This window comes from Hydrogenophaga sp. 2FB, from assembly GCF_005503365.1.
Lineage (GTDB): Bacteria > Pseudomonadota > Gammaproteobacteria > Burkholderiales > Burkholderiaceae_C > Hydrogenophaga.
Map to the genome: position 1 here is coordinate 17,595 of NZ_SCML01000019.1, position 14,306 is coordinate 31,900.

The window sequence follows — 14,306 nt, forward strand, 5'->3', positions numbered from 1 at the left end:
GCGAGGAGCAGCACTTGAGTTTTGGTTATGCCGAGCGACGTGGAGGCGGTGCCGCCCTCTGAGGATGGGTACGACGGCCGATCCCCTCCAGGATCGGCTTTCACGACCTATCCGGGTGAAACTTTTTGAGCCCCGCCGATGCTGGGTCTAGCCAGCTCGTCTTGCTGACGCTCGGTCCACCGGTTGACGCCCGGCGCGCCTGAACCCCCACATCACCTTCGTTCTGGCGATGGATCCGTTTTCAAGATAGACCAGCCGGATTCGATGTGTTTGCGCATCGAGAGCATCGCGGCAGAAACATCCCCCTGCGTGAGCGCGTTCAAGATTTCATCGTGTTCATGAACGGCATCTTTGCCACGGCCTTCCGCAGCATTGATCAGATCAAAAGGGTATCGCGCCCAGAGGATCTGAACAAAATGCAAGGTTTGCGGCATGCCTGCGATGTCGTACAGACGGCGGTGAAAGCGGTAGTTGACGCCACGGGCCGTCGCGCGGTCACCGGACTCAAAGGCTTTTTCGAACTCGTCGGCCAAGGCCCGCAGATCCGTGATGTCCTTGGCCGTGAGGTTCTCGACCGCACCGCGCACCAGCTGCGCTTCAAGGACCAGGCGCAAATTCAGGATCTCGCCCGATGCCGCCTCATCAAACGGTACGACGCGCGCACCTCGGTACGAGTCCCCGCTGACGTAACCCTCCGCTGCCAGCAGTTTCAACGCTTCGCGCACCGGGGTAATGCTCAAGCGCAACTGCTCTGCAATCTCGGCCTGCTTGAGACGCGAGCCCCGTGGATACACGCCGGAGATGATTCTCTCGCGCAGGTAGTCCGCCACTTGCTCTTCTTTTGTTCGGTAGTCCATTTGCTGCAGCCTTTGCGCTGTGCCGTGTCTGCGTTGACCGCGAAAAACAGACCTGCCGCCTCGTGAGGCGGCAGCCCTCTTGCGCGATTCTAGCGGTGCAGCCCGTGATTGCGCCTTGACAATGCACTGTGCCCAATTCGCAACGAGAGCGCGGCTACGCGCTGCTTACTCCGGGCGAATGCCGGCTTCGCGAATCAGCTTGCCCCATTTTTCGATCTCGGTCGCCAGAAACTCGCGCAGCGATTGCGGGCTACCGCCACCGGCTTGCATGCCGTGTTGGGCGATGCGCTGGCGCACATCCGGCATCAGCAAGATCTTGCCGAGCTCGTCGTTCAGACGATCGATGATCGGCTTGGGGGTACGCGCCGGCGCGAACACACCAAACCATGCCGTCACTTCGAAGCCGGGCACACCCGCTTCGGCCACCGTCGGGATGTTCGGCAATTCGGCGATGCGGGTCTTTCCCGTCACGGCCAGTGCGCGCAGCTTGCCCGCTTCGATGTGGGGAAGCACCGAGGGAATGGTCGAGAAGTACACCTGCACATGCCCTCCCAGCAGATCCGTGACCGCCGGGCCGCCGCCCCGGTAGTTGATGCTCGCCATCTGCGTGCCCGCCATGCGGTTGAACAGTTCGCCCGCCAGGTGGGCGGTGGTGCCCGTGCCGGAATTCGCAAAATGAATCTGCGGCGATGTCGATTTCGCCAGCTTGACGAGTTCCGACACGTTCTTCGCCGGAACGCCCGGGTTCACGACAAGCACCAAGGGAAGCGTGCCCGCCAGAATGACGGGTGCGAAGTCGTTGACCGTATCGAAGTTCAGCTTGTACAGGCTGGGATTGATCGGAAAGGACGTGATGGGCATGACCAGCGTGTACCCGTCCGGCGGCGCGGTCGCCACCTGTTGCACGCCGAGGTTGCCGGACGCGCCGGGCCGGTTCTCCACAACGACCGGCTGACCCAGTGCCTGGCCCAGCTTCTCGGCCAGCAGGCGCGCGGTGAAGTCGGTGCCCCCTCCCGTCGCCACGGGCACAACGATCTTGATGGGGCGCGACGGGTAGTCGCTATTGGCCCAGGTGAGCGTCGATACCGCCCAGGCGATAACGCCCAGGCACCCCAGAAGCATCCGGCGGGTTTGCATGTCTTGTCTCCATCTGTTTTTTGTCGTTCAACACAATGCCCACGCGGTCTACGCAGCGTCGGCTTCCAACACGATCTGTCGCGCGCGCTCGACCACCGGCTTGTCGATCATCTTTCCATCCAGCGCCGTCGCCGCGCCGTGGCTGGCGTCGAAGACGGCGAGAACGCGCGCGGCCCACTCCCGCTCCTGGGGCGATGGCTTGAAGGCGGCATGGATGGCGGCGACCTGGCGTGGATGGATGCAGAGCTTGCCGCCGAAGCCCAGGCGGCGTGAGCGCAGCGCATCCTGCTCCATGCGCGCCACGTCGGTGAATTCCACGCTGACACCATCAATCGGCGCTGCAAGCCCTGCGCCGCGGGACGCCAGCACGATCTGTGTTCTCACGGCGGTCAACGCGTCGCCCTCATCGACGATCCCCGTGTCTGCGCAGAAGTCGACACTGCCGAACGCGATGCGCGCCACACCGGCCGTGGCCGCGAGACGCTCCAGGCCCATGAAGGCGCAGGCGGTTTCCAGCAACGCGACGATCGGGCGCCCGGAGAGCATTTCCACGGTTCGCGCAGCCGACTCGGCGTCGGCCTTCGGCAACATCACGGTCGCACCGGACAACGTGCGGACCATCGCCATGTCGTCGGCATACCAGTCCGTATCGGCGGCGTTGATGCGGACCACCGCGCGCTTGCCCGCCGCCAGCCACGTGGCCACGGCATCCCGCGCCTGCGCCTTGGCGGCCGGCGCGACCGCGTCTTCCAGATCCAGAATGACTTCGTTCGCGCCGCTGACGGCGGCCTTGTGGAAGCGGTCCGGTCGATCACCCGGCACGAACAGCAGACTGCGGGCGACCTGGCCCATGAGCTTCGCGCTCACTCGAAGCTCACGTCTTGCGACGTGGTGAGTTTGCAGAAGCGCTGCAGTCCCTTGATGGCGTTGTCGTGCTCCTCCAACGACAGCCCGCAGCAGCAGTCCTCCAGCACCACCATCTCGTAGTCGCGGTCGTGGCCTTCCCGTACCGTCGCCTGCACCACGGCATTGGTCGAAATGCCCGAGCAATAGATGCGCCGGATGCCGTGCGCGCGCAGGATGGCTTCCAGGTTCGTGCTGTAGAACGGGCTCACCCGGTGCTTGACGATGTCGAAGTCGCCCGCTTGTTGCCCCAGGTCCGGATGCACTTCGGTGCCCCAGGTGCCGAGCTTGAAGATGCCGTTCTTTCGGGCCCCGGAGAAGATGGGGGAATGGGGTGGGCATTCACGGTAATCGGGCGAGAAGCCCACGCGCACGAAACCGATGTGCAGACCCGCTGCGCGCGCTTTGTCCACGGCGGCGCGGGTGTTCTCGAGCACACGCCGCCCCCGCACCTGCTCACCGTAGGCTGCCTTGCCATTGGGGCCATCGGCATGCACCAAATCGTTTTCCATATCCAGCACCAGATAGATGGCGTCTTTCACGAGAGTCTCCTGCGGTTTGTTGAACGGAACTGTGTGCCACCCGGCTCACAAAATGATCTCGCGCGCTTCGAGGTCCTGGCGTTGCGCCGTGCTCAAGCCGAGCAGCTCGCCGAACACGTAGTCTTCGTCCTGTCCGAGTTCGGGCGTGAGGCGACGGATGCCGACATCGGTGGTGCGGCCAAACCGCGCGGGCGCCCCGACGGCCAGCCGTGGCGGAATGTCGGGCGCGCTCACCTCCACCAAGGCCTTGCGGCTCAGAAGATGCGGATCGGCCGCGATGTCTTGCATGGTCCAGGACACGTGTGCGCAGATCCCCGCTTGCTGCAAGCGCTGTGCCAGCGCATCGCCATCGCAAGGCGCAAGCCACTGCGTGACCAACGCATCCAGCGCTTCCCGGTGCTGCACGCGCCCCTGCCGCGTGACAAAGCGCGCATCGCTGCAGGAGTGCCCCAACACCTCAAGCAACTTGTGCCATTCCGCATCGCTGCGCACCGCAAGCGTGAGCCAGCGGTCGGGCTTGGCGGTGGCATAGACGCCATGGGGCGCCATGGCCAGGTCCCCGTTGCCGGGGCGCTCGGGCGTGGCACCCACACTGGCCTGGACCAAGGCGTCGCCGATCATGGCCGAGGCCACTTCGCGCGCGGCGAGATCCACGTGTTGCGCCATGCCCGTCCGGCGGCGCTGGTGCAGCGCGGCCATGGTGGCCGCCGCGGCGTGCAGGCCCGCGGAATGGTCCATCACATGCCGCATCTCCACGGGTGGGCCGTCGCTGTAGCCGGTCATCGACCCCAAGCCGCCCCACGCGCCAAACAGCGGCGCGTAGCCGGCGAAGTGCGAGTCGGGCCCGCTCTGGCCGCACGACGACAGGGACAAGAGAATGACGTCTTTCTTCGCCTGGCGCAGCGCGTCGAAATCCAGGCCGAGGCGTTTCATCACGCCCGGACGAAAGCTCTCGGCGGCCAGGTCGGACACGACCACCAGCCGCTTGGCCAGTTCAACCGCCTCGGGCTGCTTCAGGTTCAGGCGCACGGACAGTTTGTTGGCAGAGACCTGGTCAAACGTGGCGGCGGACATGCGGCCGTACACGGCGTGTGGTTTGCGAAACGCATCCGGACGGGTGCGGCTTTCGATCTTGATGCACTCCGCCCCGAGTTGCGACAGCAGATGGGTGCAATACGGGCCTGCGGCATGGATGGTGAAGTCCGCAATTCGCACACCCGCCAGAGGCGCATTGGCGCGGCTCATGCTTCCATCCTTTCTGCCACTTTTTGTGCCATTTCATTGAGTGCGGGCACACGCGCACCACCGTGCAGCGGCGTGCAGCGAAACTGGAACGGCGCCACCAGCACATCGGCCTTGGCGCCGCTTTCGAGTTCGACGGGCGCAAACAACCCTCGCGAACGCTCGTGCTCACCCTGGATCACTTCATCGGGCGTGCGGTACTTGCCTGCCGGCACGCCCAACTCTTGCGCCCGCTTCACGATGTCGTCCACCCGATGCCGCGACATCCATTCGCGCACGTGGTGGTTGATCTCGTCGCCACGGCGGCTGCGCTCCAGCGGGTCACTCAGCGACGCGTCGCCCGCCCAATCCGGATGGCCCAGCAACGCCACCAAGGAATTCCACTGGCGGTCCTCCAGCGTGAGCAGCTCGACAAAACCATCCAGCGCCTGGAAGACACCGCCGTAACGGAACCGGCGGGTCTTGCGGTGCTCCAGTGAGCCGTCGCCCAGGCGTTGCAGGGCAAACGCCCCCACCGAGAGCACGGCGTCCTGCACCGATACGTCGACATACTGGCCCCCGGCATCCGGCGCGGCCCACCAGGCCGTGAGCGCGGACAGTGCCGCCGCGCAGCCGCCCTGGTAACCGGCAAAGTGCCCGTAGATCTTCAAGGGCGGTCGATCGGGAAACAGCTCATCGGACAAACCATTGGGCAGCAGGAAACCCTCGCCACCCGCATGGATCAGGTTGATCTCTTCGCCATCCCAGTCCGCCTTGGGGCCACTGGTGCCGAAGGGCCGCACGCTCACGTGAACCAGCAAGGGATAGCGCGCGCCGATGCGCTCGGCATCCAGGCCAATGACCGCACGCTCGCGCGGCGGCGTGTCATCGATCAGGATGTCGGCGCTCAGCAGTTCATGCTCCAGCAGTTCGCGCCCCTCCGCCGATGCGGGATCGCACACCAGGCTGCGCTTGCCCACGGCGAGGTAGGCGAAGAGCGCGCTCCCCCCGCCCTCCTCCAGCAAAGGCGTCGCCTGGCGCAGCGGCGAGCCCCCGCTGGGTTCGAGCATCACCACCTCTGCCCCCATGGAGGCCAGCAATCGACCTGCATAGGCCGCCGCGACCGTGCGTGAACGCTCGATGACGCGGCAGCCAGACAGTGGCAGAGACGGCGATTTCGTGGCTTCGTTGAAGGGCATCGGGCGCTTTCTCAGTGGGTGCAACAACGGCGGTTAACGCACCACCGGCAGTTCGAGGTCGATGCCGGCGCCGTCGATGAAGGCGGAGAGCTTCACATCGCGAGAAGGCAATGCCACCGTGGCCAGGCCCGGGGTGGTCACTTCGCCGCGCTGGTTCACCGCCGCGATTTCGATGTCCACGAGGCCGACGTTGTCCTTCACGTACTTGCGCACAACCTTGCCCTTGCAGAACGTGGTGTCGCCCATGATGTTGAAGCGGCGCATTTCCGTGCGCACGCGCTTGAGCACGCCCGCATCACCCATCCAGTTGGTGACCAGCGAGCACATCCAGGACGAGCGCTGCGGACCGTAGTCGTACGTGCCGGGAACGCCCACTTCCTTGGCGACCGACTCGCGGTGGTGGCCGATGCCGGTGTATTCCACGCCGCCGCCCGCTTCCGGGTTGCGGAAGAAGTGCCCCGGGTGTTTGACCGCCGCCTGCAGCACCACGCCGTGGGTGTGTCCACGGCCGCAACCGACGAGGAAGCCCATCGTGTCCATCAGCGACAGCGGACCACGCGCAATGGGGTCCAGCTCTTCGCCGACTTCCACTTCTTCCCAGTAGCGCACGTTCGCGCCGCGGATCTTCTTGGGCTCGTCCAGCACCATCTGGTCGATGCGGTCGTGCTCTTCGTTGGTGTATTCGTGCTGTTCGATTTCCTTGTACTTGCCCGTGTCGCGTGCGGCCTTGCGCTCGTGGCGGGTGCAGGTGCCCAGACCGCGCGCCACCAACTCGCTGCGCTGGTTGTAGTAGGACGCTTCCACGTACTGCAGCACCAGACGGCCGGAGAACTTGCTTTCCTTTTCTTCCACACCCACGACACGTTCGATGGCGCTGATGCGGTCGCCGGCGCGGATGTGGCGGAAGACTTCCCAGTCGTTGCCGGCATAGAAGCCGTGCACGCCAGGCAGGCCCCAGCGGGTGCGGCCCAGCCAGCCAAAGGCCATGGGGAACATGGGGTGGCCAACCATCGAACCGTAGCGGGTGGCCGCGCCGTAGCCGATTTCGCGGTACAGCGGGTTCAAGTCGCCGATGCCGTTGCACCAGTTGCGCATCGTGTCGGCGGTCGCGTCCTGCAGATAGGGGCCTTCGGGGCGCAGGTGCAGGCCGATCATGGCCCGTGCGGCCGCGACGGCCTCGTCGGTGATGAGGCCTTCGGCGGGCGCGTTGCCGACGTCGGCTTGGGAAGGGTTGCTGATTGCCATGTCCATGTTGACTCCTGTTGAAAAATTTGATGTGAGATGCATAATGCATTCTTTGAGAAAAAAAGTCAACGCCGTTGGCGGCATTGACCCCTGAAAACTCAGTCGATGCGGATGTCTGCAGCCTTGATGACGCCGCCCCATTTGACGCGCTCGGCCTTCACGAAAGCGTCCAGCTCGGCGGCGCCCATGAACAGCGGTTCAACGCCAATATCGAGCATCCTTCGGCGTGTTTCCGGCTGTTGCAGGGCACTTTTGACGTGTTCGCTCATTTTCTGCACCACGTCCTTCGGTGTGCCACGGGGCGCAAACAGCGCATCCCAGGCCACCACATCGAACCCGGGCACCCCCTGCTCCGACACCGGTTTCACGCCTGGCAGCATGTCGCTGGCCTTTAGTGAAGTAATGCCCAATGCACGAAGTTTTCCGGCGGCAATATGGGCCCGTGTGGCGGTCACCGTGTCGATGGTGAGCGGAATCTGCCCACCCAGCGTGTCGGCCATGGACTGGGCGGACGCCTTGTACTTCACCGCGAACAGCGGCGCCTGCGCGGACTTCACGAACTGCGCGAACACGACGTTGGCCGTGGTGCTGGGCAGCCCGACGTTGAGCGTGTTGGGCTGGGCACGCGCCCGGGCCATCAGCTCGGCCACCCCGTTCGTGGGCAAATCGGATGTTGCGGTGGCGATCACCATGGGCAACAGGCCGACCATGGCGACGCCCTCGAAGTCCGTGACCGGGTTGTAGCCCAGGCTGGCGTAGAGGAATTCGTTGGCCGCGTTGGTGGCGTTGGTGCCGAACAGGAAGGTGTAGCCATCCGGCGCGGCGGTGGCGGCTGCCGCGGCACCGATGTTGCCGCCCGCGCCGGCGCGGTTTTCCACCACGATGGGCTGGTTCAGTGACTTCGACAAATCCTGTGCGACCAGCCGCATCAGCACATCGGCGCCTTGGCCCGCCGCATACGGCACGATGACGCGAATGGGCCGCTCGGGCCAGGCCTTCTGGGCAGCGGCTGGCAAAGACCAGGCGCAGGCCAACGATGCGGCCAGCACGGTGGCGGCGCGCAGTGTCCTGCGCCGACCGCCGAGAGTCGTGTACTTCATGGGGAATCCTTTGGGTGGGAAGACTTCAAATGGGAAGACCCGCGCGTCATGCCGTGAGCCGGAGACCCGGCCTGGGCCAATCGGCAGCGAACAACTGGCCGTAGCCGGACAGGGTGATGAAGGCGGTGCGTCGGTCCGCTCCGCCGAAACAGAGGTTGGTGCAGTAGCCTTCCGGCGCGGCGTGAAACTCAAGCAACTCGCCCGTGGGCGAGAACACGCTGATGCCACCGCGCACCAGCGTCGCGACACAGATGTTGCCGTTGTCTTCGACCGCCAGCGAGTCGAAGCGCTGAAAGCCCGGGAGGCCGTGCACCAGGCGACCCCCGTTGGGCGATGGCCAGGCTTCATGCCCGAGTTCGCCACGGCCGACGATGGGGAAGGACCACAGCCGGCTGGTCTCGGTCTCCGTCACGTACAGCGTTGTGCCATCGGGCGACAGGCCGACGCCGTTGGGCGTCAGCACCGGGTGCGCCGCGCGGCGAATGAACGAGCCGTCCGTGGTGGCGTAGTACACCGCGCCGCGCAAGATGCGGTCTTCGAAGGTCTTGCCGAAATCGGTGAACCAGAAGCCCCCCTGGCCGTCGAACACGATGTCGTTCGGGCCATGCAAGGCGACGCCGTCGCAGTGCGTGTACAAGGTCTCGACCGCGCCGCTGCGCAGGTTCACGCGCTGGATCGCACCGCCCTGGTAGTCTGCAGCGGGTCCGGTGGGGCGCGTGAAGCCGTCGTCCGTGCGCCAGCTGAAGCCCCCGTTGTTGCAGATGTAGCAATGCCCATCCGGACCCAGGGCCGCGCCGTTCGGCCCGCCACCCACCTCGGCGATGACCTGGGTTTCGCCGGTGGGGAAGACCTGTGTGAGACGGCCGGCCGCAATCTCGACGACGAGCACACGGCCATCCGGCAGCACCACCGGGCCTTCGGGAAACTGGAGCCCGGACGCCAGCACGCGACCCTGCAGTTGGAGCGTCATGCGTGCACACCGGCGACGGCGTCCTGCCGTGCCCCGAGATACGCGTCGATCGCCTGCTGACGTCCTTCGCGGCTGCGCAAGGCCTGGGCATCGAGCTCGCCCACGATGTGCCCATGGCGCATCACCCAGGCCTGCACGGCCAGCTTGGCGGCCGCGTGGAAGCTCTGCTCGACCAGCAAGGCGGTGAGCTTCTGCTCTTGCTGAATCATCGCCAGCCGCTCGTAGACCCGTGCCACCAGCAGCGGCGCCAAGCCCAACGAAGGTTCGTCCAGCAGCAGCAAACGCGGGCCAGACATCAGGCCGCGGCCGATGGCCAGCATCTGCTGCTCACCGCCACTGAGCAAGCCCGCGGGCGATTTCAGGCGGCCCGCGATCTCGGGGAAGAATTCCAGCACCATGCTCTGCCGCTTCGACCGGGTGCGCGCATCCACGAAGTACGAGCCCAGCGTCAGGTTCTCCGCCACCGTCAGATCGGTCACGATCGCACGGCCTTCGGGCACGTAGACGATACCGGCGCGAAACCGCTGCGCGCAGGACTGCTGGCTGATGTCGTGCCCATCGAAGCGCACACGCCCCTGCGCGGGCTCCAACCCGGCAATCGCGCGCAAGGTGCTGGACTTGCCGGCCCCATTGGCGCCCAGCAGTGCAGCCACCGTGCCGCTGGGCACGCCGAGCGTGACACCGTGCACCACGGGACCGGCGCCGTAGCGCACGGTGAGGCCGTCCACCTGCAGCAGGTTCGAGGTCGAGTCACTCATCGTCGTCTCCCAGATAGACGCGCACCACGTCCGGATTGGCCCGGATCCGCGCCGGGTCGCCAGAAGCCAGCAAGCGCCCCACGTTGAGCACGTGGATGGTGTCGCACACCTCCATGATCAGATCCATGTCGTGCTCCACAACCACCAGGACCATCTGCGGCGAACGCAGCTTCTTGAGCGCGTTCGACAAGTCGTGTGTCTCGACCGAGTTCAAGCCTGCTGCGGGTTCGTCCAGCAACAGCACGCGTGGCGAGCCTGCGATGGCGCGGGCGATCTCGGCCAGGCGCAACATGCCCGGTGGCAATTGGGTGGGCGACTCGTCGGCCACCTGTGCGATGCCCAGACGGGTGAGCGCGGCGAGCGCGAGTTCGCGGTTGTGCTGGCGCTCGGCCCGGCCCCGCCGCAGCGGCAGGAAGGCATCCAGCCAACCGGCGCTCGATTGGCGGTCCAGCCCGATCATCACGTTCTCGACCACGCTCAGCTCAGGGCACAAGGCCACATGTTGAAAGCTGCGCGAGAACCCGAGCGCCGCGCGTTCGGTGGGCGCCACGCCCCGCAGCTCCACGTCGCCAAACCGGATGCTGCCCTGTTGCGGCGAGTAGAGCCCCGTGAGGCAGTTGAAGAAGCTGGTTTTTCCTGCGCCGTTGGGCCCGATCAGCCCGGTGATTTCGCCCGGCGCCAGGTTCACCGCAATGTTGTGCAGCACCTGGTTGCCACCGAAGGACAGGGCGAGGTTCTCGACCACCAGCGGCGCCGCGGCCATGACAGAGGTGGTGTTCACGCGCGCCCTCCTTCCAGACGTGCGCGAAGCCTCGCCGGCAGCGCGTTGACCCCCAGCACCACGCCCAGCAAGGCGGCGCCGTAGAGGATGGGCACCCAGTTGCCCGCGCCAGCCAGCAGCAAGGGCATCAAGGTCAGAAACAGACCTCCAATGATGCTGCCCACCACCGACAGCGAATACAGGCTCACGACCGATCCGACGAGCAGGAAGATGGAGGTCCACAAGGTGAAGCTGTTGGGCGACACGGTCGACGAGCTGAACGACAGCAGCGCACCGGCGACGCCGGCAATGCCCGCGCTCAAGGCCACGCACGACAAACGGGCCCAACTGCGGCGCACCCCGAAGGACTCCGCCGCGTGGGCGGAGGTCCGGATCAGCAGCAAGGCCATGGCCTGGCGCGAGCGGCGGAAGTGCCACAGCAAGGCCACGACGATGAGCAGGCCCGCGAGCGGCAGGTAGTAGCGTTGCAGCGACTTGCCCATGACAGGCAGCGCGTCGAGCTTCACGTAAAGCCCTTCGTAGCCACCGGTCACGGAAGAGAAATGCAGCAGCACTTCAGGCAGCGCGAGCGCCAGCGCCATCGTCGTCACAGCCAGGCCGATGCCGAAGATGTTGCGCGAGGGATAGGCAAAGGCCAACCCCAGCACGGCCCCGACCACCGCCGCCGCGGGCAGGCTGAACAGCAGCGACAAGCCGAAGTACTTTTCAAACAAGGCCACCGTGTAGGCGCCCGCCGCGACGAACACACCATGTCCGATCGACACTTCACCGCCATAGCGCACCAGGAAGCTCACCGAAATGATCGCGATGGCGTTGGCGAAACACAGTCCCAATGTGAACGTCCAGTAGCCGCCTGCCACCAAGGGCAGGATCAACAGGAAGAGCAGGAACAGCGCACCGCTCAGCCGCAGCTTCAGGCGTTGGCCAACGCCGGCAACGCCGCCGTTGTGGTTGTCCGCCGGGGCCGGCCCGGTCATCGCGTTTTGAACCACGGTTGCGTCAGACACGGGCACCTCCTCGCACGGCCAGAACACCTTTTGGAAAGATGTTCAGCACCAGCAACATGGTGAGCAGCAGGTAGGTATTGCTGAACTCCGCCGCGATATAGAACGACAGAAAGTTCATGAGAATGCCCACGAAGATGCCGCCCAGCACCGCCCCCGGCAGGCTGCTGAAGCCCCCCACGACCGCGGCGGCGAAGGCCTGGAGCATGAAGGACGACACACTGGTCGATGAGAGGAAGGTGGTCGGCACGATCAACAGCGAGGCCACCAGCCCGAGCAGTCCTGAGACGACCCATGAAAACAGGTGCACCCGGCGCAGGTTCAGCCCGCACACCCGGCTGGCGAACGGGTTCGCCGACACCGCGCGGAATGCGATGCCGATGCGCGTGCGCTCGATCAGCAGGTACAACAGCCCGATCGCGATCACGGTGACGCCGAGCACCGCCAGGTCGTAGGTCGAGATCCGCAGCGGACCGATCTGCCCTCGCCAGTTGGGCAGTGGCAGATCCATGGCGACGACGTTCGCGCCAAACAGCAGTTGCGTCATGCCTTGTGCGATCAAGCCGATACCCAAGGTGGCGATCGTGCTGGTCAGGTCCGACTTGAACACCAGCGGTGCGATCAGGAAGTAACACACCGCCATCACGGCCACCATGATCACGAGTGTGAGCAGCACCGCCACGCCCCAGTTCATCTCGGCGAAGACGCCGGCCGTGAAGCCGAACACCAGGAAAGCCGAGAGGCCGGCCAGGTTGCCGTGCGCGAAGTTCACGACCATCGAGCTCTTGTAGATGAGGACGATGCCGATGGCGCCCATGGCGTAGAGGCATCCACTCACCATGCCGGCCCAGAGCAGGCCAATAAAGTCTTCCACGGTTCAATCCTTCGCAGAGGCCGACAAGGCCGGCAGGTCGATGTTGCGGTCGACGACCTCGATCACCGCCGGGTAGTAGCGACCGCTCCAGCCGTGTTCCGCCGTCGCCGCGTAGTAGCGCTGGGCCAGTTCGGTAACGCGCGTCCTGACACCCGTTTGCTCGGCCAGTTCGAGCACATAGCCGATGTCCTTCAGCACGTATTCGGGCGGGAAGGATTTGGCCGGATACGCCCTCGGCAGCATGGCCTTGCGTCCGTGGTTGCGCAACGCGAAGCTGTCACCGGACCCTTTGGACACGGCATCGAGCAGCGTCGCCGGCTCCACACCGGAACGTTCGCCGAGCACCATCATTTCCGCCAGCGCCAAGGTGTTTTCAAACACCAGCGCGTTGTTGATGAGCTTCACCACCTGGCCGCAGCCCGTGGCCCCGCAGAGCGTGACGTCCGACCCCATGTAACGCAGGATGGGCTGGAGGCGCTCGAACAACGCCGCGTCCGCGCCCACCATGATGCTGAGCTCACCGCGCTGTGCGGCTTCCCGCGTGCGCGCCACGGGGGCGTCGGCAAACGCCACGCCCCGTTCGCCGAGCCGCTGGGCGACATCGCGCGCCACGGCCACCGTCGTCGTGCTGAGGTCCACGATCACCTTCGGCCGCACCGTGCCCGCGGTCAGTCCGTCGGGGCCGAGGCACACCGCTTCCACGGCGGGCCCACCCGGCAGCGAGAGCAGCACGATGTCGGCTTGCCGGGCCAGCTCGGCGATCGACGCCACGCGCTGGGCCTTGGTACCGGCGAGCGCTTCGAAGGCCGCGGGGTTCGCGTCAAACGCGAGCACGCCGCCGGCGTGTTTCATCGCCACGTTGCGGCACATCGCGCCGCCCATCACACCGAGTCCGATGAACCCGATCACTGGTTCTTTGGTCATGCTTGAACTCCTTGGCGTCAATCCATCCACATGCCGCCACTGATGTCCAGTGACGTGCCTGTGATCCAGTTGGAGGCGGGAGAGCAGAGGAACAGCGCCGCTTGCGCAATGTCCTCGGCATTGCCCCAGCGGCCCAGCGGCACCGAGGCATTGGCGGCGGGTGCGGCGTTGCCCGTGACGCTGGCCCACATGGCGGTTTCCACCGGTCCGGGCGCCAGGGTGTTGGCGTACACGCCGTGCGGGGCGCCGGCCTTGGCGATCCAGCGCATCATTCCGTGCACGGCCGACTTGGCAGACACATAGGCCGGGCCCGAGGCCACGCCGCCGTTCTTGGCGGCAATCGAGCCGGCCGCGAGGATCTTTCCGAAGCCGTTCTGGCACATGAGGGGGAAGAGCTTTCGCGCGGGGTTCACCACACCCATCACGTTCACCTTCAGGATCGACTCCCACTCCTCGTCGGTGCTGTCCGCCAGCGGCGTACGGGCAATGGTGCCGGCGCACAGCACGAGGATGTCGACCTTGCCGTGCTTCGCCATCACCGCGTCGATCACCTTGTCGGTCTCGGCGCGCGACGTGACGTCGTACTGCGCGTATTCGATCCCCGCGCCCAGGTCTTCCTTCTCCGCGCGGTCCGTGGCCACCACGGTCGCGCCCGCCACCTGGAAGGCTGCGCTGATGGCCCGGCCCATGCCACCGGCACCGCCGGTGATCAGTGCGACCTGTCCGTCCAGGCGCGCGGGCCCGCTCAAATGTTGTGCCATGTTGTCTTGTCTCCTTGTGATTGATGAGGG

15 protein-coding genes are annotated in these 14,306 nt (G+C 65.6%); all 15 read right to left on the minus strand.

Translation table 11 applies throughout. The features are described from left to right. Positions 1-212: 212 nt before the first annotated feature. The 15 genes from FFS09_RS12840 to FFS09_RS12910 all read right to left on the minus strand — a co-directional run bounded on the left by FFS09_RS12840 (position 213) and on the right by FFS09_RS12910 (position 14,276). Positions 213-857 (minus strand): GntR family transcriptional regulator, encoded by a 645-nt coding sequence (locus FFS09_RS12840; RefSeq protein ID WP_137919278.1) that lies wholly within the window; start codon positions 855-857, stop codon positions 213-215. Positions 858-1,022: 165 nt separating this feature from the next. Beyond that, on the minus strand, positions 1,023-1,994 hold the full coding sequence (locus FFS09_RS12845) for a Bug family tripartite tricarboxylate transporter substrate binding protein (protein WP_252374351.1): 972 nt from the start codon (positions 1,992-1,994) through the stop codon (positions 1,023-1,025). Between the two features lie 48 nt (positions 1,995-2,042). Continuing rightward, positions 2,043-2,861 (minus strand): HpcH/HpaI aldolase/citrate lyase family protein, encoded by an 819-nt coding sequence (locus FFS09_RS12850; protein WP_354595876.1) that lies wholly within the window; start codon positions 2,859-2,861, stop codon positions 2,043-2,045. Next, complete coding sequence (locus FFS09_RS12855; RefSeq protein ID WP_137919279.1) at positions 2,858-3,439, minus strand: cysteine hydrolase family protein; 582 nt, start codon at positions 3,437-3,439, stop codon at positions 2,858-2,860. The genes FFS09_RS12850 and FFS09_RS12855 overlap by 4 nt, the downstream gene beginning before the upstream one ends. Positions 3,440-3,484: 45 nt before the next feature. Next, positions 3,485-4,684, minus strand: a complete 1,200-nt coding sequence (locus FFS09_RS12860) for a CaiB/BaiF CoA transferase family protein (RefSeq protein ID WP_137919280.1) — start codon at positions 4,682-4,684, stop codon at positions 3,485-3,487. Then, positions 4,681-5,859: a CoA transferase gene (locus FFS09_RS12865; protein WP_137919281.1), complete on the minus strand. Its 1,179-nt coding sequence runs from the start codon at positions 5,857-5,859 to the stop codon at positions 4,681-4,683. Before FFS09_RS12865 ends, FFS09_RS12860 begins: the two co-directional genes overlap by 4 nt. A 33-nt stretch (positions 5,860-5,892) precedes the next feature. Further along, positions 5,893-7,110: an FAS1-like dehydratase domain-containing protein gene (locus tag FFS09_RS12870; RefSeq protein ID WP_252374352.1), complete on the minus strand. Its 1,218-nt coding sequence runs from the start codon at positions 7,108-7,110 to the stop codon at positions 5,893-5,895. A 92-nt stretch (positions 7,111-7,202) separates the two neighbouring features. Then, positions 7,203-8,204 carry a Bug family tripartite tricarboxylate transporter substrate binding protein gene (locus FFS09_RS12875; RefSeq protein WP_137919282.1) on the minus strand — a complete coding sequence of 334 codons (1,002 nt, stop codon included), beginning with the start codon at positions 8,202-8,204 and terminating at the stop codon, positions 7,203-7,205. Between the two features lie 46 nt (positions 8,205-8,250). Further along, on the minus strand, positions 8,251-9,174 hold the full coding sequence (locus FFS09_RS12880; protein WP_137919283.1) for an SMP-30/gluconolactonase/LRE family protein: 924 nt from the start codon (positions 9,172-9,174) through the stop codon (positions 8,251-8,253). Continuing rightward, entirely contained in the window at positions 9,171-9,932 is a 762-nt protein-coding gene (locus tag FFS09_RS12885) for an ABC transporter ATP-binding protein (protein ID WP_137919284.1), read from the minus strand. Before FFS09_RS12885 ends, FFS09_RS12880 begins: the two co-directional genes overlap by 4 nt. After that, positions 9,925-10,713, minus strand: a complete 789-nt coding sequence (locus FFS09_RS12890; protein WP_137919285.1) for an ABC transporter ATP-binding protein — start codon at positions 10,711-10,713, stop codon at positions 9,925-9,927. The genes FFS09_RS12885 and FFS09_RS12890 overlap by 8 nt, the downstream gene beginning before the upstream one ends. After that, positions 10,710-11,720: a branched-chain amino acid ABC transporter permease gene (locus FFS09_RS12895; protein ID WP_252374353.1), complete on the minus strand. Its 1,011-nt coding sequence runs from the start codon at positions 11,718-11,720 to the stop codon at positions 10,710-10,712. Before FFS09_RS12895 ends, FFS09_RS12890 begins: the two co-directional genes overlap by 4 nt. Then, the gene (locus FFS09_RS12900; protein ID WP_137919286.1) at positions 11,713-12,591 is read right to left on the minus strand and encodes a branched-chain amino acid ABC transporter permease; all 879 of its coding nucleotides are present in this window, start codon (positions 12,589-12,591) and stop codon (positions 11,713-11,715) included. Before FFS09_RS12900 ends, FFS09_RS12895 begins: the two co-directional genes overlap by 8 nt. A gap of 3 nt (positions 12,592-12,594) precedes the next feature. Continuing rightward, a complete protein-coding gene (locus FFS09_RS12905) occupies positions 12,595-13,515 on the minus strand; it encodes an NAD(P)-dependent oxidoreductase (protein WP_171019997.1) in 921 nt (306 codons plus the stop codon). A 17-nt stretch (positions 13,516-13,532) separates the two neighbouring features. Then, positions 13,533-14,276 (minus strand): SDR family NAD(P)-dependent oxidoreductase, encoded by a 744-nt coding sequence (locus FFS09_RS12910; RefSeq protein ID WP_137919287.1) that lies wholly within the window; start codon positions 14,274-14,276, stop codon positions 13,533-13,535. Positions 14,277-14,306: the final 30 nt, after the last annotated feature.

Excerpts from the sequence above, each read along its gene's own strand:
- FFS09_RS12840 (WP_137919278.1), bottom strand. The coding sequence starts at position 857 with ATGGACTACCGAACAAAAGAAGAGCAAGTGGCGGACTACCTGCGCGAG.
- FFS09_RS12845 (WP_252374351.1), bottom strand. The coding sequence starts at position 1,994 with ATGCAAACCCGCCGGATGCTTCTGGGGTGCCTGGGCGTTATCGCCTGG.
- FFS09_RS12860 (WP_137919280.1), bottom strand. The coding sequence starts at position 4,684 with ATGAGCCGCGCCAATGCGCCTCTGGCGGGTGTGCGAATTGCGGACTTC.
- FFS09_RS12865 (WP_137919281.1), bottom strand. The coding sequence starts at position 5,859 with ATGCCCTTCAACGAAGCCACGAAATCGCCGTCTCTGCCACTGTCTGGC.
- FFS09_RS12870 (WP_252374352.1), bottom strand. The coding sequence starts at position 7,110 with ATGGACATGGCAATCAGCAACCCTTCCCAAGCCGACGTCGGCAACGCG.
- FFS09_RS12875 (WP_137919282.1), bottom strand. The coding sequence starts at position 8,204 with ATGAAGTACACGACTCTCGGCGGTCGGCGCAGGACACTGCGCGCCGCC.
- FFS09_RS12880 (WP_137919283.1), bottom strand. The coding sequence starts at position 9,174 with ATGACGCTCCAACTGCAGGGTCGCGTGCTGGCGTCCGGGCTCCAGTTT.
- FFS09_RS12885 (WP_137919284.1), bottom strand. The coding sequence starts at position 9,932 with ATGAGTGACTCGACCTCGAACCTGCTGCAGGTGGACGGCCTCACCGTG.
- FFS09_RS12905 (WP_171019997.1), bottom strand. The coding sequence starts at position 13,515 with ATGACCAAAGAACCAGTGATCGGGTTCATCGGACTCGGTGTGATGGGC.
- FFS09_RS12910 (WP_137919287.1), bottom strand. The coding sequence starts at position 14,276 with ATGGCACAACATTTGAGCGGGCCCGCGCGCCTGGACGGACAGGTCGCA.